This window comes from Pedobacter cryoconitis, assembly GCF_014207135.1.
GTDB classification, from domain to species: domain Bacteria; phylum Bacteroidota; class Bacteroidia; order Sphingobacteriales; family Sphingobacteriaceae; genus Pedobacter; species Pedobacter cryoconitis_D.
Map to the genome: position 1 here is coordinate 475,033 of NZ_JACHCC010000003.1, position 23,677 is coordinate 498,709.

Here is a 23,677-nt window from a genome sequence, read left to right on the forward strand (position 1 = left end):
GGAATGTGGAAGAAACAGAAAAGTACTTCTTCTATTAGTTTAAAATATAGTATGCAATTTATATTGGCCGGATAGCTTTGAAGGAAGCTATATGCCAATATAAATTGCATACTATATTTTAAAATCTCTGGAATTCTCCGGGCGTTTATCCAGAAGTAGAACACAATGTGCAGTGCTTATAGGGTTAAGAGACGAGTTAAGGCCCTTAGATATACTTTTGATACGTTTTATTGTCACATTCTGAATCAATGTTTCTGTTGTTTTTTAGATTTTATAACTTGAATTGCTTAAAGGATAAGGTTATGATAAAGGGACTATATGAAACGCATTTGTTTGTTGCGGATCTGGAACGGGCTATTGATTTTTACAGAGATATAATGGGATTGGTGTTATGCCGCCTGGAAGAAGAACGAAGGATAGCATTTTTCTGGATAGGGGAAGATAAGGGAGCAATGCTCGGACTTTGGGAAAAACCTGAGGAGGAGCTTGGTCCACGTCACTTTGCATTCAGATGTGAACAGGATTTTATACTGAATAAGTCTGTAGAATTCTTGAAAAATCACGGTATGAAACCATATAATTTTTTGAAGAACGGAAGTGAATCTCCAATGGTTTTTGCCTGGATGCCAGCTCTTGCAATTTATTTTGATGATCCTGATGGAAATGCCCTGGAGTTTATCGCTGTTTTAGAAGGAGAGGGGAAACCTGAGCTGGGGGTAGTCAGTTATGAGGAGTGGGTATTGTTAAAGGCCAGATAATCCGGATTATCCGACCTTTAAATGAGAAGTTAATCTATGTATTCTTAGCCTAGCCTTTCGAATAAACAGGTAACTTGGTTTCCCGAACTCATTGGGCTCAAGGGAGAACGTAATGCAAATTAAGAGATAAAGATGTTTTAATAGCGGAAGTGGTAACATTCAGCAAATTTTACTGACTGTTGCCGCTTTTCTGATCTTATGTTTTGTGTAAAATAGATGGATGGAGCTTGCCGGAATATTATTTGGTTAAGTATTTTGATTCACGTTGAAGCAGGGCATGCATACGGATATCGTATTTCTGCCCGTTCCATTGCATCCATTCTCTAAGAAGGCCTTCGAACCGGAAACCTGATTTATGCAGTAGCTTTTCCGAACCGGCATTACCTGGCCTGGTTTCAGCTTCGATTCTGTTGAGGCCCAATTCCTGAAAACCGAACCGGATGATTTCAGCAAGGGATTCTGTCATCAGGCCCTTGCCCCAGTACCCGGAGTTTTATTCCCCATCTGATGGATATGTTCTTTTCGAAATTTTGTTTGAAATGTGCTATGACAGGAAGAATATCATCCTCTTGTTTTAGGGTGATTACAGGAAAAAATGCTGTTACGCGATCATCAGTAAATAAATTGAACAGATCCTTTTTATGCGCAGCAGTTATTTCAACCAGATTTGTTCTGTTAGTCTCCAGTACAGGGAATTTATATATTATTTCTTCCATAAATGAATTTTTGTCAAAGTACAAACTTCGTTCAAAGCATAAAATTAATACCGTAATATAGTAAATCTGTTGTTTAGTAAATGTTAAGGGTGATACCTTTTATATCCTTAATTTAATACTAAAAACAGGTTATTTTTTTATATTTACTTCCTCAATCACATGACAATAAAAATGCCGTTCAGGTGTTTTTAGGAATGAACATCATCTTTAAAAAGGATTAACAAATTAGAAAACATGACACACCTGATTGCCCCTTCTGTACTTTCTGCTGATTTTGCCAATTTACAACGCGATGTTGAAATGATTAACTCAAGTGAAGCGGACTGGTTTCATGTGGATATTATGGATGGTGTATTTGTACCTAATATCTCTTTTGGCTTTCCGGTTATGGAAGCCATTAAACGTTATGCCAAAAAACCACTGGATGTACACCTGATGATTGTAAATCCCGATCACTACATTGAGCAGTTTGCAGCAGCCGGGGCCAGTATAATTACTGTACACTACGAAGCATGTGTACATCTGAACAGAACTATCCAGGCTATTCACCAGGCTGGCGTAAAGGCCTGTGTAGCATTGAACCCACATACACCGGTAGAGTTACTGACCGATATTCTGCCCATGCTGGATATGGTATTGGTGATGTCTGTTAACCCAGGCTTTGGAGGCCAGCAATTTATCCCGAATACACTACTGAAAATCAGAAGGCTTAAAGCAATGGCAGCTCTTGTTAACCCAGATCTGCTCATTGAGGTAGATGGCGGTGTCAGTGTGACTAATATGCCTGAATTGCTCGCTGCAGGTGCGGATGTTTTTGTCGCCGGAAATGCAATCTTTGGCGCCTCATCTCCCGAGGGGATGATCGCAGAAATGAAGCGTATATCAGCTTCTTCCTTCAGTAATATATAATACCTATTCAGGCGGTAGTATATTTCAAAAAACCAAATAATATTTGGATAAAACAACTACATTTACAGTAATTAATTAGCATATAAAATGAGACATAATTTTGGAGCAGGGCCCTGTATTTTACCTCAGGAAGTGTTTAGACAGGCGTCGCAAGCCGTTTTAGATTTTAAGGATGGGTTATCGATATTAGAAATATCCCATAGAACACCAGAGTTTGAAGCCGTAGTTGCTGAAGCTGTTAAATTGGTTAAAGAGTTGTTAAATGTACCAGAGGGTTACTCTGTTTTATTTCTACAGGGAGGGGCTAGTCTGCAGTTTGCCATGGTTCCAATGAACCTGCTAAGTGAGGGACAAACAGCTAGTTATCTGGAAACTGGTGTATGGGCTAATAAGGCAATTAAAGAAGTGAAAAACTTCGGTACTGCCAATGTGGTTGCTTCTTCAAAAGAAGCTAACTTTAATTATATCCCTAAAGATTATTCAATTCCTGAAGACAGTGTTTATTTTCACTGTACCTCGAATAACACCATTTACGGAACTGAGATGTTTAGTTTACCGGTGACTAAAGTTCCAATTGTATGTGATATGTCTTCTGATATCATGAGCAGGGTCGTTGATGTTTCAAAATATGATCTGATTTATGCTGGTGCACAGAAAAACATCGGACCAGCGGGCTCTACTCTGGTCATTATTAAAGATGAGATTTTAGGTAAAACAACCAATAAAATCCCAGCGATGCTTGACTACAGACAGCATATTGAAGGTGGATCAATGTATAATACTCCTCCTGTTTTTGCCATATATGTGGCTATGCTGAACCTGAGATGGTTAAAATCCAAAGGTGGAGTTGCCGAAATTGAGAAGGAAAATAACGCGAAAGCACACGCTTTATATACTGAAATTGACAGAAATCCTTTATTTAAAGGTACCGCTGCAGTAGAAGACCGTTCCAGAATGAATATCTGTTTTGTGATGGAAGATCCGGAACTGGAAAAACCATTCCTGAAATTCGTAGAAGACAATGATATTGAAGGAATTAAAGGACATAGAAGTGTAGGTGGATTCAGAGCTTCAATTTATAATGCTTTGCCAATTACAAGTGTACACAGACTAGTAGAATTAATGCAGGTTTTTGCAGAGAAACACCAAAAATAAAATTCAATGATTAAGATACTTGCAAACGATGGGATTGATCCGATCGGAAAACGATTATTAGAAGAAGCCGGTTTTATAGTAGATACAGAAACTGTTGCTCAGGATAAACTGATTGAAGCCCTGCAAAATTATGATGCAATTACAGTTAGAAGTGCAACAAAAGTCCGTAAAGATGTCATTGATGCCTGCCCGAATTTAAAACTGATAGGCAGAGGTGGAGTAGGAATGGATAATATTGACGTGGAATACGCAAGGGAACAAGGTCGTGCTGTGGTGAATACACCGGCAGCCTCATCTTTGTCTGTTGCTGAACTGGTATTTGCCCATTTATTTACTGGTATTCGTTTCTTACAGGATGCTAACCGCAAGATGCCTGTTGAAGGAGCAACTCATTTCAATAAACTGAAAAAAGATTATGCAAAAGGTACTGAGCTTAGAGGGAAAACTTTAGGGATCATTGGTTTTGGCAGAATAGGAAGAGAAACTGCTACACTGGCTTTGGGTCTGGGTATGAATGTTCTGGCCTATGATCTTTATCCTTTTGACGGGAAACTAACTCTTAAATTCCAGGGTAATCTGAGCCTGGATATCCCGGTGAAAACGGTAAGTCTGGAAGAGGTAATTAAAAATAGTGATTTTATTACTTTACATACTCCATTCGCAGATCGTCCTATATTAGGCGCTGCCGAATTTGAACAGGTGAAACCAGGTGTTGGTATTGTAAACTGTTCAAGAGGTGGTACAATTGATGAGCTGGCTTTGATTAATGCACTGGACAGTGGTAAAGTTGCTTTTGCAGGATTGGATGTATTTGATAATGAACCTACGCCTCAGGAAGCAATTTTAAAGCATGCTAAAATTTCTCTGACGCCGCATATCGGGGCTGCAACGAATGAAGCACAGGAGCGTATAGGTGAGGAATTAGCTTCATTAATTATCGCACATTTTAAAAAATAAAGTTAAATGGTTTGGGATTTGATTATATTCGGTCCCAAACCAAATAACTCCTATTTCATGCTTTCAGTAAAGCCATTTTCAGCGCTTATTCCTGCTGCGCATTTGCAGTCTTCAGTGGTTACACGTCCACTGGAATACTATAGTACGGGTGAAGCTAAACTCATAGCTTCCGAAAATAATTACAGCTTCCTTCATTTAATCAGTCCGGCTTTGGATCATGCTTATCTTCGTGATATGCATCAGGATTTTGTATTCCGCAAAATCGTTGAAAATTTCGATTCTTTTCTGGAGGATAAGGTATTAGTCCAGGTAGATCATCCCTGTTATTATGTTTACCAGGTGAGTGCTAATGGGTTGACACAGACTGGTTTGTGGGTTTTAAGTGATGTTAAAAGTTATCTCGACGGAAGTATCAAAAAGCATGAGTTAACTGTAGAAAGGAGAGAGAGACAGTTGTCAGAATATCTGCAGAATACGGGTTTGGATGCTAATCCGGTACTGATTACTTATCATCCGGTGGAAGCCATTGAAACGATCACACAGAAGTATCTTAAGCAGAGTCCGGTCATAGATTTTGTATTTGCTGATCAGACCGGACATAAGGTTTGGGTAATCAATTCACAGGAAGATATTGAGCTGATTACAGATGAAATCGGGAAGCTTGAATCGGTATATATTGCTGATGGTCATCATCGCGCTGCGGCAATGTCGAAAATGGATTTTTTTTCCACAGTATTTATGAATACGGACGAGATCAGGGTATTACAGTTTAACAGACTGGTGAGGGATCTTCATGGATTGTCTGCAAAGGGTTTTCTGGCTACACTATCCAATTCATTCCTGATTGAAAAATCGGCTGCTCCGGTCAACCCGGAACGATTGCATCAGATTGGGATGTACCTGGACGGACAATGGTATGTGCTGATACCAAAACCTCATACTTATAATGAAAATGATCCTGTAGAACTATTGGATGTAAGCATTTTACAGAATCTGATTCTGGGACCAGTGCTGGGAGTGGAGGACCCGCGGACAAATGCAAGAATTACTTTTGAAGGAGGGACGACGCCATTGGAAGAGATTCAGAAAATGGTAGACCACAGTCTGTATGCTGTGGCCTTCACACTATATGCTGTTTCTGTCGAACAGATTATCAATGTGGCTGATGCAGATAAGGTAATGCCTCCTAAATCGACCTGGATTGAACCTAAGTTCCTGGTTGGGATATTAACTAATTATTGTATAAACTCTGTTAGCGAGCCTGTAAAAGTCAGCCACTAAATCAAGATTTTTTGCTGAGTTTACTATAGAAGAAGAACCCGCCGGCTATAATCATGATAATTAAAAAAATGATCGTATAAGTCTCGGTGTTCTTCTTTTCTGTAATATCTGCTGTTTTAATTTTTAACTGTTCATTCTGATCCTGGAGTTTCTTGATGGTAAGCATATAACCTTCTATTCTTTTAGAGGTGTTGCTGGCATTACTTTGCACTTGCTGTACTTCCTGGTCTTTATAATTCATCAGTACCTTCAGCTCGCGGAAGATGTTATTGTCATTCAGAATAATATTACGCAGAATTTCATTGGAGTTTTTAAGGTCATTTTTGGTTTGCAAACCAAAGATTCCTGTTCTGGCATTCAGACTTAAATCATACTGACCAAACCTCGCACTGCGTTCAGCAAGGAGCGAATTTATTTTTAAACGTTGTACCTGATATGCTGAAGTGTCGCTTTGTATAGCTATTGCATTTATACTGAAACTTAGGAAAATAAAAAATAGGAGCGATCTAATCATGGGAATGTTTTTTATAGTATAAAGCAAAATCTATGCCTTATTGTATTTTAAAAGGAAATACCGGAATCAGGGATGAAACTGGATGCGGACAATATCACTCAGATGTAAGCCGAGAAGCCCGCTTGCTTTACCTTTGTTAATCGCAATTTCCAGATGATTGCTGATTCCAAAAAGACATAATTTCTCTCCTTCAGGAACTTCATTGTAATGCCAGCTGAGTTGGGTAATGGTTTCGCTCTTCCGGAAAAACAGCGTGAAATCCCGGTTACGCTGAATCTTCATGAAGAGTTCTTTGGTAATATTGGTGATCACATTGCAGAAGGTGTCAATATAGATGACGCTTCCTCTGATCATATCTTGTTCAATCACGGGGTTAAGTAGCATCTTCTCTTCAATGTTCGCTGTTGGCAGACCAATGTCCTTGAGTTTACCTCCTTTGGCCAGATGACTGGCTGCTTTAACAAAAATATCGACCAGCGGAAAGTGAAGATATTTCAGATCCTGCATAATATTCAGCTCTACAATCTCATCGGGCTGACCATCAAAAAGCAGTGAAAAAATCCCGTTATCAGCGCCGACAAAATAATGGTCCTGATATTTTAGGCCAATATATTTTGTGTTTTCACTAAAGACCGAATCTATACCTATCAGATGCACAGTGCCTTTAGGAAAATAGTGATACACATTTTTCAAAACGAAGGCCGCATAAGAAATATTGAAAGAAGGAACTTCATGGGTTATATCAACAATTGTAGCTGTAGGCAAGATCGTCAGGATACTGCCTTTTAGTGCAGCCTGATAAAAATCTTTGGATCCTAAATCTGTTGTTAAAGTGATAATGGCCATTAAAAATTGAATATTTATTCTTATTCTTGCGTATGCGGTAAAGCGCCTACAAATATTCAATTTTTATATCAAAATATACACTCCTATCTAAAAAACAATATTTTGAACGAACTTAAGCTAACATTAGAAACAGTAGATCCAGTACAATTCTGGGGTGCAAACAACGAGCATTATGAGTTGATCAAACATGCATTCCCCAAGCTGAAAGTTGTTGCCAGAGGTAACGAAGTGAAGGTGTTAGGGGATGAGGATGAACAAAAACTCTTCGAGAAGAAGTTTGGTAAAATGATTGCCCATCTGGAGCAGTATGGTACTTTAAGTTCAGGTGACATTGAATCAATTCTTGCGTTTAAATACAACGCTGATTCTTATGGGGCAGATGCTGCTCCGGAAAAAGTAAATGGATCTGGCGGTGGAGGTGAGGTCATTGTATTCGGTAATAACGGAATGATGATCAAAGCCAGAACGGCTAACCAGAGAAGAATGGTAGACAGCATTGTGAAAAACGATGTGCTTTTTGCCATCGGCCCTGCCGGTACGGGAAAAACCTATACGGCAGTAGCACTTGCAGTCCGTGCATTGAAAAACAAAGAGATTAAAAGAATTATTCTGACCAGACCAGCGGTTGAAGCAGGGGAAAGCCTGGGTTTCTTACCGGGGGATTTAAAAGAAAAGGTAGATCCTTATCTGCGTCCGCTATATGACGCCCTGGATGACATGATCCCGGCAGAAAAGCTGAAATTATACCTGGAGAACAGAACTATCGAGATTGCGCCGCTGGCTTTTATGCGTGGCCGTACTCTGGATAACTGTTTTGTGATCCTAGATGAGGCTCAGAACTCTACAGACCTCCAGTTAAAGATGTTTTTAACACGTATGGGGCCTTCTGCCAAGTTCATTGTAACGGGAGATGTGACCCAGATTGATTTGCCTAAAAAACAAATGTCCGGCTTGCATAATGCTTTACGCATACTGGACGATATTCCTGGTATCGAGATTATTTATCTGACAGGGGAGGATGTAGTGAGACATAAGCTGGTGAAACGGATATTGAAAGCATACGGAGATATACAGTAATTTTTAAACAATAATTGATGTGATCCATCAACAACATGAAAGCAATAAAAGAAACAAATTTTAATTTTCCTAAACAGAGTAGTTTTTACAAGGGTAAAGTGCGTGATGTATATACCATTGATCATCGTTTGATGGCTATGGTGGTGACTGACAGGATTTCTGCATTTGATGTGGTTTTACCTGAAGCTATTCCTTTCAAAGGGCAGGTGCTGAACCAGATCGGAGCGAAGTTTTTAAAGGCAACAGCCGATATCGTACAGAACTGGGTTATTGCTGTGCCGGATGAAATGGTGACCATTGGTCGTATCTGTGAACCGTTTAAAGTAGAAATGGTGATCAGAGGATATCTTGCAGGTCATGCCTGGAGAGAATATAGTGCAGGAAAACGTACGGTTTGCGGCGTAGCTCTTCCGGATGGACTGAAGGAAAATGATCAGTTACCACATCCGATTATCACGCCTACTACAAAAGCTGCTGTAGGTCATGATGAGGATATTTCAAGGGAAGACATCCTGGCTAAAGGAATTGTTTCAATTGTCGACTACGATCAACTGGAAAAATATACTTATGCTTTGTATCAGAGAGGAACTGAAATGGCTGCGGAACGTGGTCTGATCCTGGTAGATACTAAATATGAATTTGGTAAATCAGGTGATGAAATTTACCTGATTGATGAAATCCATACACCGGATTCTTCACGTTATTTTTATGCTGAAGGTTATGATGAACGTCAGGCGACAAATACACCGCAGAAACAACTTTCAAAGGAATTTGTACGTAAATGGCTGATCGAAAATGGATTTCAGGGTAAAGACGGTCAGGTAGTACCGGTGATGACCCCGGAAATTATCGATTCTATTTCTGAACGCTATATTGAATTATATGAGCAGATCACTGGAGATCAGTTTGTGAAAAATGAGCAGGATAATATCCTGGAGAGAATTGAGAAAAATGTTTTAGAGAGTCTGAACACACTTTTATCAAATTAAATACTTAATTTGTTCTATTAAATTACGGGAGGGATGTTATGAAATTTTCAGTAGATAAACACGAAAAATATGTTGCTATCAGACTCGACGAAACGAAGCTGACAGCTGATATTACACCCAGGTTGAAGTCTGAGTTCATTTTATTAAATACTGAGGGGTATTGTAATATTGTCCTGGATTTATCTGTTGTCAATGAATGTGATGACTCTCAGGATCTGAGCTGTCTGCTGGTAGGGGACAGAATCTGTAAAAAAGCAAACGGATTGTTTATTGTGACGGGAGTGACGGAGTGTATAGCCAGGTTACTGGAGATCTCTTCGATTGATCAGTCACTAAATATTGTAGGTAACCTGGATGAAGCGGAAGATCTGATCTTCATGGAAGAAATCGAGAAGGAATTACTAGGGAGCTTTGATCAGGAAAATTAATGAAATTTGAGGTTACCATTTTAGGGAGTAGCTCTGCTACTCCTGTTTTTAATAGAAATCCAACAGCACAGCTTTTAAATTGTAAAGATAAGTTTTACCTGATCGATTGCGGGGAGGGAACTCAGCAGCAATTGATCAAATTTGGCCTTAAAGCCAGTAAAATTGACGTCGCCTTTATCAGCCACCTTCATGGTGATCATTATTTTGGTCTGGTAGGTTTACTTTCTACGATGAACCTTAACGGACGTGTGAAACCTTTTAAGATTTTTGGTCCGGCCGCACTCCTGGAAATCCTGGAAATTCAGTTCAGGTATTCTGAAACTACATTGAAGTATGAAATTGATTTTTGCCCGGTCATTGCTGATGAATCAAGAGTGATTTTTGAGAATCAGGATATGACAGTGGAAACAATTGTGCTCAATCACAGAATTCCATGTACGGGGTTTAAGTTTACGGAAAGAAAGCGGTTACGTAAAGTTTTAGTGGATAAACTGGAAGCGGACAATATCTCACCGGAGTATTATCCGTTGCTGAAAAAAGGACTGGATCTGAAATTGCCGGGTGGAAGGATAATTAAGAACGAAGATTATACAAAGGATTCGGATACACCAAAGAGTTATTGTTATTGTTCGGATACGATGGCGGATGGTAGTTACCTCGAGGTGATAAGGGGCTGCACGATGTTATATCATGAAGCTACTTTTATGGACGATCTGCTGGAACGAGCTAATATAACACATCATACGACGGCTTTACAGGCTGGTAAGATTGCAAAGGAGATCGGAGCAGGTAAGTTGCTGATCGGCCACTTTTCATCACGGTACAAGTCTTTATTGCCGCTTTTAGAGGAAGCGCAAGGGGTATTCGAGAACACGGAGTTAGCCCTCGAAGGAATCACATTCACCGTTTAGGTGATTTTCAGAGGGGTAAATAAAAATGGTTGTTCAATTTCAGGCCGCGTCATTCCTTACAGGAATGAATGCCCGAAATTGAACAACCATTTTTATTTAAGCACTATAAAATTTCTAAAGATTCATTCAATACAGGCAGGGTGCATAAGTAGGATGGTTTGATTTTTTGTATGAATAGCTTATTTTGGTAGTCGTTTGCGACGGTTACATAAAGAGTTACCCAGGGCAAGATGGAAAGACAATTTGAGTTTGATATGGAAGAACAATTTATTAAGTTTTTTGGAGAGCAAAGTGCCGATGCAAATATGCTTTTATTAAAGAAGGCCCTGCCTGAAAAATCTATAATGATTGAGTTTGAAGGAAATCGCTATCTGAAAGGTTTTCTGGCCCATTTCTTTACAGCCAGTGATCTGGAGTTTGTAAAGGAACTGATTCATCAACTTATCGATCTTAGGATTAAGGATAATGCTGATGATCATTTTGTGGAGAAGAATTTTCATCTGAAAAGGAGTTTGTTTACAACTGCAATTGTGACTTACATGAGATGTTTTAATAGTCCCAAAGGAAAACTGCAAAAACTGGATATTAAACACCTGCTTAAAAAATTGCCCGATGACCTGGTTTTTAATGGCAAATTTATGAAAGAAAGACTTCTTGGTTTACATGAGAGAATAGCCTTTCTCAGGAATAAGTATATAGCCCATGCCGATGATAATGATTTTGAAACCGTCGGAACTTATATGACACTAAATTATAATGGGAAGAACCTTGAATATTCATTAAATGGTATTTATCTGGCCACTTATAATTTTGATGAAGAGGAAATGCAGAACTGGATATTTCTCATTTCTTTTTATATCAAGTATCTGGTTGAAAAACAAAACGAACTCACCGATGCATTTTTTAAGAGTATCAGCAAAGAAGATCTTTTTAGATTAGCTACTGAAGCAGGTGCCTTTGAGAAAAAATAGCCGATGAAAAGCGAGTATGGCCAGGGCCATAATAATGAGGTAACTGATCATTCCAACTTGTTCAACTCTTGTTTCGTAGCCTTTTTCTATTACTGCGTTATATATACCGGCCCCGTTTTTAAAACCCAGTGACCATTGCCCGAAATTCCAGGCCGCATGCAGACCGATCGGTAAAGCAAGTCCTTTTGTTTTTAAGGCCGCCAATCCAAAAAGTATAGATCCTAAACCAGCCCCGAGGAGGGCCTGTGACCAGGTCATTCCCCCGGCTACGTGCTCTGCGGCAAATATGAATGCCACAATTAATTGGGCTTTCCATGAACCAATCACGTAATTCAGACTACGAAGGGGATAACCACGAAATGCCAGTTCTTCTCTGCAGGCTATTCCAAGATATAAAAGCAGGTTGGTGACAATAGTTACAAAGGTTATTTCGGAAGACCTGACCAGGCTGATATGTCCTGTCATTAATACGAGCAGGGGCTGCATTATTGCTAAAAATAAACCAACAGTAAATCCAATCAATAACCTGGAAATACTCTGGGAGCCCGGTATCAAACCAATAGCCCTCAATTGAAGGCCTTCCCAGCGAGAGAACAGGATAGTCAATATCAATGCACCCAGACTGGCTATCATAACAAGTGTAAATTGATTCCATTCAGTTACTGGTAACCCTTGCATTAATCGGGATGAGGCAGCCAGTATAATAGCACAACAAAGACAAAAGAGTATTGCCCTGCATACTGTGGGGGTCCATTTAATGACTTTTGAGTCCTGTGTCATAAATATCTAGCGATTAGACATAGATCATTCTATTATTAAATATAAGCTTAATTCAAAACAATACCCTCGTAATTCCGTTAATCTGGCATGCCTAAGTCTTTTCACCACAATGATAAAATACCCAATACAACAACGTTACAGCTAGTCTCCAGACTTTCTTTTTTGATGGATGAACAGTTCAGGATCCCGGGGACTAAATTCAGGTTTGGCCTGGATCCCTTGCTTAATCTTATTCCCTATGCAGGGGATATAGCTGGTTTTGTAGTTTCCGGAGGGCTCTTATTAGCGATGGCAAGCAAAGGACTAACCAGTAAAATTGTTGTTTTGATGTGTATGAATATTCTGCTGGATACAATCATAGGAGCAATCCCTGGTGTCGGACAGGTCTGGGACTTCTATTTTAAATCAAACACGCGCAATATGCGTCTGCTCCAGGAGTATTACATTGAAAATAAGCATCAGGGGAGTGGTAAGAATATGATTGTACTTGCACTGGTGATTCTGTGTCTGATTTTTATCCTGCTCATGGTGGTGTTATTCTTTGTCACGATGTGGATCATCAGCTGGTTTTCAAATCCTTTTTCTATGATTTAAGATGAGTTCTAGTTTGCCTGATGTTTCTTTAAAGCCATTATTTCGTCATGCTGTTCGGATATCAATTGCTGCTGAGATTCCAGCTTTTTATTTATTTCGATTAAATACAAAGTCAATTCTTCTATTTTCTGCATCTGTTTCTTTTGCATTTCTCCTAAATCCAAACCTTCTTGCGCTATCTCCCTGGTGGAAGGCATTCCCGGCAGGCGATTATAAAACTTCACATGTGTTTCTATCTCTTTCAGATCAGGCAATTTGTAAGCCGGATCAAATACAAAATCTGCCCAGTTATCCATAGTGACCTTTATACTGCGGGCAGCAACAGACCCCTCTACAGCCAATTTATAATTGCCTGTAACGGATGTACCGATACCCACATTACCGTTTTCACAAATACGCATGACTTCCCTAAGCGGTGCTGGTATTCCGCCACCTAATGTACCTACAGGGGCAGTTTGAAATATGAAATCACTTTTAGTATTCCAGTCTCCCAGTCTTAAAAGTACACAAGGACCATTGGAAAGATATTTCCACCCGCCATTCCAATAGTTATTAAGTCCTAAATCCGCATAATAGCCTGGTATAGGATTAAGACTGAAACCATTATATGGATAAGTCGTTTGAGCAAATGACTTAAAACTTAATAATGTAACTGCTAAAAATATAAAGTACTTATTCATGAGAGGTTAATGATTTAAATAAAAAACAAAAAGGGCTATATAATTTTGGATGTTAGTTCTCTTTTCAGGAGGTACTTCCAAAAGTATATAACCCTTTGTATTATTATATTACTTATTGATTATTTATCTTTTTTCGAGCCTCCTCCAAATACAGAGAAGTGTACATAACGTTTCGGATTAGCCTTCAAATCAATAATCAGGTTATCCAGGTTCTTAGAAGCGTTATTCAGGTTGTCGTACATTTTAGTATCGTTAACCAGTAAACCTAAAGTACCCTTACCATCATTCACTTTACTTACGATACCCTGAAGATCTGCAACTGCTTTATTGGCATTGTCTATAGTCTGCTTAAAGTTTGCAGCCGCTACCTGATCAGTAATTTTATTGATATTAGCGAGGATTGCGTTAATGCGTTCATTATTGTTTTTCAGGTTAGAAGAGATAGATTCGGCATTGGCTAAAATAGCAGCTATCCTTTTACTCTCTGAACCCACAAGCCCATCAACCTTTTTTGAAGTTCCTTCAAGAGATGCCAGTGTACTGGCAATACTGTTGAAACTCTTGTTGACATTTTTCTGGAAATCAGGATTCAGAATGGAATTTACACTGGTTAGTATAGAGTCCATTTTACCGATAATCATTTCTGCCTTCTTCTGAACTGGCTGAACGGTTTCCATCAGGTTTTTCTCTACTTTAGAATTTAAAGTATCACCTTCCTGAGCATAATCTTTACCACTACCCAAAGACATTACAATTGCTTTACTTCCCAATAGGTCGGTACTTTCAAGCCTTGCAATACTCGATTTTGGAATATCGTATTTACCTTTGATTCTCAAAGTAGCCAGGATTGATCCGTCAGGTTGTAAAACCAGCTTGTCAACACGCCCGATCTGAAAACCATTAATCAGCACTGGCTTTGAAATCGCTAAACCATCAACACGTGAGTATCTTGCATATAATAGGGTTTCACTCGAAAAGATAGAATTACCCTTCAGGAAATTATATCCGATAATTAATAAGGCGATAGAAAAGGCTGCTAATATGCCTACTTTGGTTTCGTTTGCTATTTTCACGTATGGGGGTGTTGTTTTACTTAATTTACTTCTGTTTCTCTTTTGTAGGTTTTTACAGCTTTGAATATGGCATTCACAATCTCAGCCTGTCCGCTTGCAGAATTGATATAATCCTCTTCAGCAGGGTTGGAAATAAATCCGATCTCCGTTAATACTGCTGGCAGGCCGCATCGCTGTAAGATTAAAATTCCCTGTTCTTTAACACCTCTGTCAAACCTTTTATTGTCGCGGGTATAATTATTTTGTATCAACCGGGCCAGCTTCAAACTCTTATCCCGGTATACATTTTTAAACAAAGATAGTATAATAAATGTTTCGGGATCCTTTGGATCGTATCCGTCGTAGTTTTTTTTGTAATCCTTTTCCAGACTGATATCTGCATTCTCTCTCAACGCTCCATCCTGTTCATTCAAGCGGTGACTACCCGCAACGAATGTTTCAACACCGCTGGTAGTCTTATTTTTGACGTAGCTGTATTTAGGAACCTTTCTCCCATTTTTTTTGGTATATCCGGTAACCACTTTATGGTCGGGCATAGAATTACAATGGATAGAAATAAATAAATCAGCTTTTGCAGCAGTAGCAATTTCCGGTCTGCGGTACAGGGACACATCGACATCAGTTTTTCTGGTATAAACGATCTTTACTTCCGGCATTTCCTGTTCAAACTTTTTACCTAGTTTAAGGGCAACCTGTAAGGTGACATTTTTTTCCAGAGAATAGCTTCCTGCAGCCCCCGGTTTATCTCCGCCGTGCCCGGCATCAATAACTATAGTTTTTACTTTATATCCCTGGGATAGGGCAATATGCGTAGAGAGTATTAATAAAACCGAACATAGGAACGCATTTCTTTTCAATTTCATTTAGCTTCTTTGTGTTTAATTTTCTGATATGTTAATTTTGTTGCCTGAATATAGCATTCTCAGATGTTTTTCAATCTGAAAAAATGTAATTCTGGTGAAAAATCTATATGTATAATGCCTTATCGGGCACAAAGATAGTATAATAAAATTTTCCCGGAGAATAAGGAATGCAATGAAAGATCCAAAACCTGAAAGGTTGATATGTTGAACAACAGGATGTTTCGCCAACGAATAATTTGTTTTGAAATTATTTAATCTGTATTTGCTGTAATACTAGATTTATTATAGTAGATTTAGTAAATTCAGTAAGGTTTTATCCAATCATATTCAAATAGTTATGAAACTTTCAGCTAACATTATCTTATTGATTTCTATTGTTTTACTAGTGTCAGACAGTGGGTTTACTTTTGCTTCTCAGGGATCTTCCATAACACAGGTGTCGCAGGAAAGGGACACGGCTAAAAAGATCGTAGTTAAAACTCAGCTCAGACCTGCGGGGGCCGGAACCCGCGCAAACTTCATCAGACAAGGTGACTCAAAATTAGCTTATTCGGCTGTCGATTCTACAAAATATAGTAAAGATGGCAGCACCATTTATTTGTATGGAAAGGCAAAGGTAACTTACCAGTCCTTTGAACTGGATGCCGATTATATTACCTATAACTCTAAAACCAATACTGTTTTTGCCAGTGGCAGAAAAAACCAGAGGGGAAGATATGCCGGCAGACCAGTCATCCTGATGGAAAAACAGGGGGCCTCGGTAGCGGATTCAATTCTTATGAATGTTAAATCAGGTACAGGAACTGTTTTTCATTGATTTAACCCACAGATTCATTGATGATTACAGGTGTAAAACAGCTGTCGGCAGAATGTTGTTTTACGTTGATTAATCAATCTGTTTTAAAATTATTTTTAACGCGTAAATTGTTGATAGTCTTATACTTGTGGCGATAAAGTTAAATAACTTTTAGACAATTTGCATTTGCTCCCGGCAATGCTATATTTTTCGCTAATTTTGGACGTTTTGGGTTAAAGACATTGCATTTATTACATTCACACAAGAATTTGAAATTTTTACGAACTATCATCTTACTGAATTCCATTATCTTACTGGTGTCAACCGGTCAGCAGGCTTTTGCTTCTGCTGGTTTTTCGATGCGCCAGGTATTACAGCAGCAGGATACAACAAAGAGAGACACTACCAGGCATAATAAAATTAAACCGGGAGAAACAAAAGTCAAAGGGGGAGACGTTAAGGAAGGCGGTGTCAATGCTAAAGGCGGGCCAGGTAAAGGTACTGTGGTTAAACAGGGTGATTCGAAAATAGAATATTCTGCAGTCGATTCTACAAAATACAGCAAGGACAAAAGTATTATTTATTTATATGGAAAGGCGAGGGTAATCTATCAGTCTTTTGAGCTGGATGCGGATTATATCACCTATAATTCAAAAACAAATACCGTTTTTGCCAGTGGTAAAAAAAATGCTAAAGGGAAATATGTTGGCCGACCTATCTTTAAGATGGAAAAGCAGGGTTCTTCGGTAGCGGATTCACTCTCTTATAATACAAAATCAGGCAAAGGAACAGTATATAATACCTTTACAGAACAGGAAGGGGGATTCTTCTCCGGTGGACAGAGTAAACGCCAGCCTGATAATGAAATTCACGTCAAAGGAATGACTTATAGTACCTGTAATCTACCTCATCCCCATTTCGGGATTTTTATTACGAAAGGTATTGTAACCGATAAACAGATTATTACCGGACCAGTTTATCTGAAGATTGAAGATATACCGCTTCCTTTAGGTTTACCATTTGCTTTTTTTCCAAAACCTAATAAACGAAATTCAGGGGTGATTATCCCGAATGTCGGGGATGACTATACCAGAGGATTCTTTTTCAGGGATGGAGGATATTATCTGAACCTGAATGACTATTGGGATGCAAAAATACTGGGAACTATTTATACCAGGGGGTCTTATGGTGCATCCATTACCTCCAATTATGTAAAACGTTATAAATATAATGGTAGTATCAAGGTAGATTATAACAGTAACCGTTATGGCCTGGAAGGTACACCGCAGTATAACCCGGTCAAAGATTATAGTATTCAGTGGCAGCACTCGCAAAATGCCAATGCACATCCGGGAACGAATTTCAATGCCAGTGTGAATATCAGGACAAGTGGTTATAATACGAATACTGCAGGGGGAAATAGCTATGATTTCCGTCAGATTACACAGAACGCATTATCTTCCAGTATCAGTTACGGAAGAACTTTTGCCGATGGCAAGGTTACTTTCGCGGCAGCTGCCAGGCATAGTCAGAACACACAATCGAAATCGGTAGATGTAACTTTACCTGATATCTCATTAGGGGTGCAGTCATTCAGTCCTTTTGATTCCAAAACCAGGGTAGGTGATCAGAAATGGTACCAGAAGATCACTGTGGGGTACTCTATGGTTGCTTCAAACTCTATTTCAACCGTAGATAGTCTCCTGTTTACCAAAAAGGCAATAGACAGGCTGAGAAATGGTTTCCAGCATACTGTTCCTGTTAGTATCAACTTTACGGCCCTGAAATATTTTAACTTTTCTGCCGGAGGAACTTATATAGAAAGATGGCAGTTCCAGTCTACCCGCCAAACAGCTATCAGGGGGATATTGCAGAATGGCGTTGTTCAGCCTTATAAGACAGTGATTGATACTGTACAGGGATTTAACCGTTCAGGTGAATACAGTATCAATATGGGGGTGTCTACCAAAATCTATAATACGCTGCAATTTAAAAAAATGGGGAATCTGAAAGCATTACGTTTGGTAATGACGCCTAATGCGAATTTCAGTTACCGTCCGGATTTCTCGGATCCTTCAAAAGGAAATTATAAAGAGTTGCTTTATCAGGATGGTACTCCGGTCTATGATCCGGTTTACAACAGGAACAAAAGATATTCTATTCATGATGGTACTTTGTATGGCGGACCAGGAGAGGGCAGAAATGCTAGTATCAGTTTTGGTCTGGATAATACACTGGAAGCAAAAGTGTTTTCAAGAAAAGATACAACAGGTACCGGGATGAAGAAGGTTCCTATTATTCAGGGTTTAGGATTTAATGGTTCCTATAATTTCCTGGCACCTTCATTTAAACTTTCTGAGATTAGTTTCAACGGACGTTCGCAGTTCACCGATAAATTCGGGATTACCTACGATGGTTCATTTAACCCTTATGCCGTTAGAGATTCCATCTTTAACGGGCAGATTGTAGGTAAAAACCTGGTGGACAGATACACCATACCACGTTTAACCAGATTTAGTGTTTCTTTTGGCTATAGTTTAAATGCTGAAGCTTTTAAAGCGAGAAATGACAACCTCGACAAAACAAAGAAACAGGCTACGCAAAATGGAATGACACCTGAACAGGCTGCACAGCTGGCACAGGTGAGCAGTGATCCAAATGCATTTGTGGATTTTAAAATTCCATGGAATTTCACCTTCTCTTATCGTTTTGATTATATGAGACAGGCTAACGGGTTAATGCCTACAGCTACGAATACATTGAACTTTAACGGTGATTTTAACGTTACCCCTAAATGGAAAGTACAGTTTACTTCAGGATATGACTTTAAGAGTGCGGGACTATCGCCTACTTCATTCTCTATTTACAGAGATTTACACTGCTGGGATATGAGTATTCACTGGATTCCAATCGGACCTTACCGGAGTTATAACTTGACCATCAAAGTGAAGGCTTCCATCCTGCAGGATTTGAAATTGAGCAAGCAACAAGCTTATTACACACGTTTTTAATGAATTTTTATGTTAGCTGAAATTATTACCATAGGCGATGAGATACTGATTGGCCAGATTGTAGATACCAATTCTGCTTGGATGGCTAAAGAATTAAATGCAATTGGAATTAAAGTTAAACAAATCACCTCTGTCTCTGATGATGCCGATCATATCATAGAGGCACTCAGTCAGGCTGAAAAAAGAGCTCAGGTGATTTTAATCACGGGTGGATTAGGCCCTACAAAAGATGATATTACCAAATTTACCCTGGCCAGATATTTCAAGATGGAGATGCGCCGCGATGCCGCTGTATTGGCTCATGTAGAGGAAATATTCAGAAAGTTTAACCGCCCGATGATTGAATCGAACAGGAAACAGGCCGATGTGCCCGATGGTTGTACGGTTATCCAAAACCAGAACGGAACAGCACCATGTATGTGGTTTGACCATGAAGACCGGATTATAGTTTCTATGCCAGGGGTACCTTTTGAGATGATGTACCTGATGGAAGAAGAAATTTTACCGAGACTCAAAAAGGCCTTTAAATTGCCGGTTATCTATCATAAAACCATACTTACAGCAAACCTGGGTGAATCATTCCTGGCTCAGCAGATTGAAAGTATTGAAGATAGTTTACCTTCTTCTATTAAACTGGCTTATCTGCCAAAACTGGGTCAGGTCAGACTGCGTTTAAGTACATCAGGGGCTGATGAGGCCAAACTGAAAGCAGAAGTAGAGGTCTATGCACAGCAGATCATTGAAAAAATCAGGCCATATGTAGTGGTTGAAGATGATATTGCCCTGGAAAAAGCTATCCTGGATATCATGGAGAAGAAAGGACTTACCCTTTCTACCGCGGAGAGCTGTACGGGCGGATATATAGCCCATCTGATTACACAACATCCAGGCTGTTCAACAGTATATGCGGGTGGTGCAGTGGCCTACTCTTACGAACTGAAGGAATCTGTTCTGGGCGTGAAGGCTGAGACCCTGGCAAAATATGGTGCGGTTAGTGAGCAAACTGTCATTGAGATGGCAGCTGGTGCAAAAACTCATTTTAAAACAGATTATAGTGTAGCCGTAAGTGGAATAGCCGGACCCGATGGCGGAACTGAAGATAAACCAGTCGGAACTGTCTGGATAGCAGTAGCCAACAAGGATGGGGTGGTCTCCAAACAGTTCAGTTTTGGTAACAAAAGAGTACAGAATATAGAGCGTTCTGCTATTGCTGCCCTCACAATGATTTTGAAACTACTGAAAGAAGATGCCAATTAACTGTAAAAAAGCCTTACTTTTGCAATCGATAGGAAATACCAAATTTACTGTAAACTAAATGGCACAATACGAATTATTATTACCTAAAATGGGAGAAAGTGTTGCAGAAGCAACAGTCATCAAGTGGTTAAAACAACCTGGTGATATGATCAGTTTGGATGATACCCTGTTAGAAATCGCGACAGATAAAGTGGACTCTGAAGTTCCTTCGCCAGTTGCGGGAAAATTGATTAAACAATTATATAAGGAAGATGATGTAGTTCAGGTTGGTGCTGTAATTGCACTGATTGAAACAGATGCTGCCGCAGGTGAATCTGCTGATACAGTAGAGAAAACAGTTGTTGCTGAACCTGCTCCTGTAGCAAATATTCCTGGTACTGAACAGCTGAATGTGGTTGCACAACCTTCAGCAGGCAAAACAGAATCAGATCGTTTTTATTCTCCTTTAGTTAAAAATATAGCTGCCCAGGAACAGATTAGTTTAGCAGAGCTGGATCAGATTGCCGGTAGCGGATCTGATGGCCGTCTGACTAAAGATGACCTGTTGAATTATATCCAGAACGGACGTCAGCATACAGGTACTGTAGTTGCTGATCGTGTTCAGCCTGTAATTAGCCAGCCAGTTGAAACAAACAATACACCTGCACCGGTTACAGCAGCAAAATCTGCTCCGGCCCAGCCAGTGGTTAGTGTAAGTGGTACTGACGAAATTATCGAGATGGACCGCATGGGTAAACTTATTGCTGATCATATGGTCATGAGTAAGCAAACCTCAGCTCACGTAACTTCATTTGTTGAAGCGGATGTGACCAATATGGTATTGTGGAGAGATAGGGTAAAGAAAAATTTTGAGAAAAGAGAGAATGAAAAAATCACTTTTACACCAATCTTTATCGAGGCAGTAACTAAAGCAATCAAAGATTTTCCAATGATCAATGTATCCGTTAATGGGACTAAGATCATTAAAAAGAAAGATATTAATATTGGTATGGCTGCGGCCCTTCCAAGTGGAAACCTGATTGTGCCGGTTATTAAAAATGCAGATCAGCTGAATCTTGTCGGACTGACTAAATCTGTAAATGATCTGGCTAACCGTGCCAGAGCATCTAAACTGAAACCGGACGAAACACAGAACGGTACTTTCACTTTAACTAACGTAGGTTCATTTGGTAACGTAATGGGAACGCCTATTATTAACCAGCCTCAGGTAGCGATCCTTGCTGTTGGCGCAATTAAAAAGAAACCAGCAGTATTAGAGACCGAATACGGTGATGTAATCGCTATTCGTCATATGATGTTCCTTTCGCTTTCTTATGACCACAGAGTAGTTAATGGTGCTTTAGGTGGTACGTTTGTACGCCGTGTAGCAGATTACCTGGAAAACTGGGATATTAACAGAGAAATTTAATCCTTTACAAGAGGAAAAATATAAAACAGAAGGGGTGTCCGATTTTCGGATACCCCTTTTTTAATGTTTATTATCCTTTGTCACTTAGTCTGGAATACTTTCCGTCGATATAGAGTTCGGGATCTATCACCCGGTGTTTCAGACTGAAGCCCGGAGTGTACTCTTCATAGTCTTTAAATCGTTTGATTTCCTCTATCCGTTGTTTTCCAACAGGATCAGCTTCAATTTGGTTGAGTAGCTGTATATCATCTTTTTCGAAATCACCTTTCGAAATTACCTTTTTCTGAAACAGATATTTAAGAATTTCAGTCAGTCGTTCGTTAGCGTAGAGATGTTCCTGTTTCCCAAAATATTCCAGGTTCAATATCTCATACTTTTTCTTAATCCATTTGGCCTGAGCCAGAGAAGTAATCATGATCCTTCCTTCGTGAATTGTCATAGAAGATAAGAACCGTTGAATCTCTTTCATCGTGATAAACCCGGCATAAAATAAGTCCCGGAGTGAATAATCTATTCTGTCTGCACAAAGATCGGGTAGGGGCTGTTCTAAAATTTTGAAATCCTGTCCGGTCAGTTCCTGAACTGTATAGCCGTGTTTTTCCAGTATTTCAGGAATACCAGAAGCGCTGAGGATTCTACCGTAGATTTCTTCATGATAATCTTCTCCCGGATGATCAAAAACATAATCTGTTACATGAGAAAATGCAGTGTGTGAGATGTCATGGAGTAACCCCGCAACCTGCTCCAGTTCATTTCCTCCTAAACGTTGGATCAGCAGCATAACGCCTACCGAATGCTCATATCTTGTTAGTGTTAAGGTTGGGTTAACGAGAAATATCCCGCCACCCTGGTGTATATTTTTAAGTCTCTTTACTGCCGGGTTTTCCAGGAGTTCTTCAACAAGGGCCGAAACCTGAAAGCTGCCGTATAAATTATCTTCTATCATTAAATATTAAAAATGTCGGGCAATTTACGGAAATAATGAGGTTTCATCTGCGTGTTTCGCCACTGCGGTTAATTATTCTCTTTTTTATTTTTCTGGCAGGTACTCAGAACTGCGCTTTCAGGCATATTTTATTAATATAAACAATTCATTAAATTTTCAGGATTCAATATTATTTCAATATAAATCGCTGATATTTAGGTTATCTATTTAAATAAATTAATCAAAAAACAATTCCTATGAAAAACATTAAAACCTTATTTGCGCTGATTGCCGGCTGCATTCTGTTGTTAACTTTCAGCATTCCTGGTTCAGCTTCAGCATCTCTGAACTTATTACCTAAACAAACAGCTACTGCAACTAAACAAGCGGTTACAGTTCCTCAGAAAGCTTATACAGTTGCAGAATATGTAGCTCAGAATGGCAGACCTCCAAAAGGGTATGTGGGTGGAACAGTATTCCAGAACCGTGAAGGTTTATTACCACAGGGGGTAAATTACAAAGAGTATGATGTGAACCCGAAAGTTAGCGGACAGAACAGGGGAACAGAACGTATTATCCTGGGTGATGACGGCAGTCGTTATTATACAAATGACCATTACCAGTCATTCACACAGTTCTAATAAACGAATTCCGTTGGGATAGATAAAAGGGTACCCGGAAAGTGGACTGCCCCCAAAAAGTTAGACAAATTTAATTATTAGATTTGTTATAATGAGCCCGATATTCCGTCGGGCTCATTCCATTTAAATTCAGTTTT

The 23,677-nt window shown here is 39.3% G+C and carries 25 protein-coding genes; 16 read left to right on the forward strand and 9 right to left on the reverse strand.

All coding sequences use genetic code 11. The annotated features are described in order from the left end of the window. The first annotated feature begins 302 nt into the window (after positions 1-302). Entirely contained in the window at positions 303-758 is a 456-nt protein-coding gene (locus tag HDF25_RS07485; protein ID WP_184624107.1) for a VOC family protein, read from the forward strand. Between the two features lie 238 nt (positions 759-996). On the opposite strand, the gene HDF25_RS07490 is transcribed toward HDF25_RS07485, so the two are convergent. Both HDF25_RS07490 and HDF25_RS07495 read right to left on the reverse strand, forming a co-directional pair. Next, positions 997-1,224: a GNAT family N-acetyltransferase gene (locus HDF25_RS07490; RefSeq protein WP_184624108.1), complete on the reverse strand. Its 228-nt coding sequence runs from the start codon at positions 1,222-1,224 to the stop codon at positions 997-999. Next, positions 1,205-1,474 (reverse strand): hypothetical protein, encoded by a 270-nt coding sequence (locus tag HDF25_RS07495; RefSeq protein WP_184624109.1) that lies wholly within the window; start codon positions 1,472-1,474, stop codon positions 1,205-1,207. Before HDF25_RS07495 ends, HDF25_RS07490 begins: the two co-directional genes overlap by 20 nt. Before the next feature lie 234 nt (positions 1,475-1,708). Here HDF25_RS07495 and rpe point away from each other — a divergent pair, with 234 nt between their 5' ends. From rpe to HDF25_RS07515, 4 genes are all read left to right on the forward strand, one after another. Then, entirely contained in the window at positions 1,709-2,383 is a 675-nt protein-coding gene (gene rpe / locus HDF25_RS07500) for a ribulose-phosphate 3-epimerase (RefSeq protein WP_184624110.1), read from the forward strand. A gap of 87 nt (positions 2,384-2,470) precedes the next feature. Then, entirely contained in the window at positions 2,471-3,538 is a 1,068-nt protein-coding gene (gene serC / locus HDF25_RS07505) for a 3-phosphoserine/phosphohydroxythreonine transaminase (RefSeq protein ID WP_184624111.1), read from the forward strand. Between the two features lie 6 nt (positions 3,539-3,544). Further along, positions 3,545-4,495 (forward strand): D-2-hydroxyacid dehydrogenase, encoded by a 951-nt coding sequence (locus HDF25_RS07510; RefSeq protein WP_184624112.1) that lies wholly within the window; start codon positions 3,545-3,547, stop codon positions 4,493-4,495. Between the two features lie 57 nt (positions 4,496-4,552). Continuing rightward, positions 4,553-5,776: a DUF1015 domain-containing protein gene (locus tag HDF25_RS07515; protein WP_184624113.1), complete on the forward strand. Its 1,224-nt coding sequence runs from the start codon at positions 4,553-4,555 to the stop codon at positions 5,774-5,776. Position 5,777: 1 nt separating this feature from the next. On the opposite strand, the gene HDF25_RS07520 is transcribed toward HDF25_RS07515, so the two are convergent. Both HDF25_RS07520 and HDF25_RS07525 read right to left on the reverse strand, forming a co-directional pair. Further along, the gene (locus tag HDF25_RS07520) at positions 5,778-6,290 is read right to left on the reverse strand and encodes a hypothetical protein (protein WP_221450871.1); all 513 of its coding nucleotides are present in this window, start codon (positions 6,288-6,290) and stop codon (positions 5,778-5,780) included. A gap of 66 nt (positions 6,291-6,356) precedes the next feature. After that, the gene (locus HDF25_RS07525; RefSeq protein WP_184624114.1) at positions 6,357-7,136 is read right to left on the reverse strand and encodes an S-adenosyl-l-methionine hydroxide adenosyltransferase family protein; all 780 of its coding nucleotides are present in this window, start codon (positions 7,134-7,136) and stop codon (positions 6,357-6,359) included. A gap of 102 nt (positions 7,137-7,238) precedes the next feature. On the opposite strand from HDF25_RS07525, the gene HDF25_RS07530 reads away from it, so the two are divergent. The 5 genes from HDF25_RS07530 (at position 7,239) to HDF25_RS07550 (ending at position 11,512) form a co-directional block, all read left to right on the forward strand. Further along, on the forward strand, positions 7,239-8,213 hold the full coding sequence (locus HDF25_RS07530; protein WP_184624115.1) for a PhoH family protein: 975 nt from the start codon (positions 7,239-7,241) through the stop codon (positions 8,211-8,213). Positions 8,214-8,248: 35 nt separating this feature from the next. Continuing rightward, positions 8,249-9,202 carry a phosphoribosylaminoimidazolesuccinocarboxamide synthase gene (locus tag HDF25_RS07535; protein ID WP_184624116.1) on the forward strand — a complete coding sequence of 318 codons (954 nt, stop codon included), beginning with the start codon at positions 8,249-8,251 and terminating at the stop codon, positions 9,200-9,202. Between the two features lie 38 nt (positions 9,203-9,240). Then, positions 9,241-9,630 carry an STAS domain-containing protein gene (locus tag HDF25_RS07540; RefSeq protein WP_184624117.1) on the forward strand — a complete coding sequence of 130 codons (390 nt, stop codon included), beginning with the start codon at positions 9,241-9,243 and terminating at the stop codon, positions 9,628-9,630. Then, complete coding sequence (locus HDF25_RS07545) at positions 9,630-10,541, forward strand: ribonuclease Z (RefSeq protein ID WP_184624118.1); 912 nt, start codon at positions 9,630-9,632, stop codon at positions 10,539-10,541. The genes HDF25_RS07540 and HDF25_RS07545 overlap by 1 nt, the downstream gene beginning before the upstream one ends. A gap of 230 nt (positions 10,542-10,771) precedes the next feature. Then, on the forward strand, positions 10,772-11,512 hold the full coding sequence (locus HDF25_RS07550; protein ID WP_184624119.1) for a hypothetical protein: 741 nt from the start codon (positions 10,772-10,774) through the stop codon (positions 11,510-11,512). On the opposite strand, the gene HDF25_RS07555 is transcribed toward HDF25_RS07550, so the two are convergent. Further along, on the reverse strand, positions 11,477-12,292 hold the full coding sequence (locus HDF25_RS07555) for a CPBP family intramembrane glutamic endopeptidase (protein ID WP_184624120.1): 816 nt from the start codon (positions 12,290-12,292) through the stop codon (positions 11,477-11,479). The two genes, HDF25_RS07550 and HDF25_RS07555, sit on opposite strands and share 36 nt — an antisense overlap. A gap of 87 nt (positions 12,293-12,379) precedes the next feature. On the opposite strand from HDF25_RS07555, the gene HDF25_RS07560 reads away from it, so the two are divergent. After that, positions 12,380-12,886: a DUF4112 domain-containing protein gene (locus HDF25_RS07560; protein WP_184624121.1), complete on the forward strand. Its 507-nt coding sequence runs from the start codon at positions 12,380-12,382 to the stop codon at positions 12,884-12,886. A gap of 8 nt (positions 12,887-12,894) precedes the next feature. Here the strand turns inward: HDF25_RS07560 and HDF25_RS07565 are convergent, their stop codons facing one another. The 3 genes from HDF25_RS07565 to HDF25_RS07575 all read right to left on the reverse strand — a co-directional run bounded on the left by HDF25_RS07565 (position 12,895) and on the right by HDF25_RS07575 (position 15,502). Then, on the reverse strand, positions 12,895-13,566 hold the full coding sequence (locus HDF25_RS07565; protein WP_184624122.1) for a hypothetical protein: 672 nt from the start codon (positions 13,564-13,566) through the stop codon (positions 12,895-12,897). Positions 13,567-13,685: 119 nt separating this feature from the next. Continuing rightward, the gene (locus HDF25_RS07570) at positions 13,686-14,639 is read right to left on the reverse strand and encodes an MlaD family protein (RefSeq protein ID WP_184624123.1); all 954 of its coding nucleotides are present in this window, start codon (positions 14,637-14,639) and stop codon (positions 13,686-13,688) included. Positions 14,640-14,659: 20 nt separating this feature from the next. Further along, positions 14,660-15,502 (reverse strand): N-acetylmuramoyl-L-alanine amidase, encoded by an 843-nt coding sequence (locus tag HDF25_RS07575; RefSeq protein WP_184624124.1) that lies wholly within the window; start codon positions 15,500-15,502, stop codon positions 14,660-14,662. A gap of 337 nt (positions 15,503-15,839) precedes the next feature. Here HDF25_RS07575 and HDF25_RS07580 point away from each other — a divergent pair, with 337 nt between their 5' ends. The 4 genes from HDF25_RS07580 to HDF25_RS07595 all read left to right on the forward strand — a co-directional run bounded on the left by HDF25_RS07580 (position 15,840) and on the right by HDF25_RS07595 (position 21,974). Next, positions 15,840-16,319 (forward strand): hypothetical protein, encoded by a 480-nt coding sequence (locus HDF25_RS07580; protein ID WP_184624125.1) that lies wholly within the window; start codon positions 15,840-15,842, stop codon positions 16,317-16,319. Positions 16,320-16,567: 248 nt separating this feature from the next. Beyond that, positions 16,568-19,309, forward strand: coding sequence for a putative LPS assembly protein LptD (locus tag HDF25_RS07585; protein ID WP_184624126.1), 2,742 nt, complete (start codon positions 16,568-16,570; stop codon positions 19,307-19,309). 9 nt (positions 19,310-19,318) lie between these two features. Further along, positions 19,319-20,566, forward strand: coding sequence for a competence/damage-inducible protein A (locus tag HDF25_RS07590; protein ID WP_184624127.1), 1,248 nt, complete (start codon positions 19,319-19,321; stop codon positions 20,564-20,566). A 58-nt stretch (positions 20,567-20,624) separates the two neighbouring features. Beyond that, entirely contained in the window at positions 20,625-21,974 is a 1,350-nt protein-coding gene (locus HDF25_RS07595) for a dihydrolipoamide acetyltransferase family protein (RefSeq protein WP_184624128.1), read from the forward strand. A 70-nt stretch (positions 21,975-22,044) separates the two neighbouring features. Here the strand turns inward: HDF25_RS07595 and HDF25_RS07600 are convergent, their stop codons facing one another. After that, positions 22,045-22,920 (reverse strand): HD domain-containing protein, encoded by an 876-nt coding sequence (locus HDF25_RS07600; RefSeq protein ID WP_184624129.1) that lies wholly within the window; start codon positions 22,918-22,920, stop codon positions 22,045-22,047. Between the two features lie 236 nt (positions 22,921-23,156). On the opposite strand from HDF25_RS07600, the gene HDF25_RS07605 reads away from it, so the two are divergent. Beyond that, a complete protein-coding gene (locus tag HDF25_RS07605; RefSeq protein ID WP_184624130.1) occupies positions 23,157-23,540 on the forward strand; it encodes a ribonuclease domain-containing protein in 384 nt (127 codons plus the stop codon). Positions 23,541-23,677 lie beyond the last annotated feature (137 nt).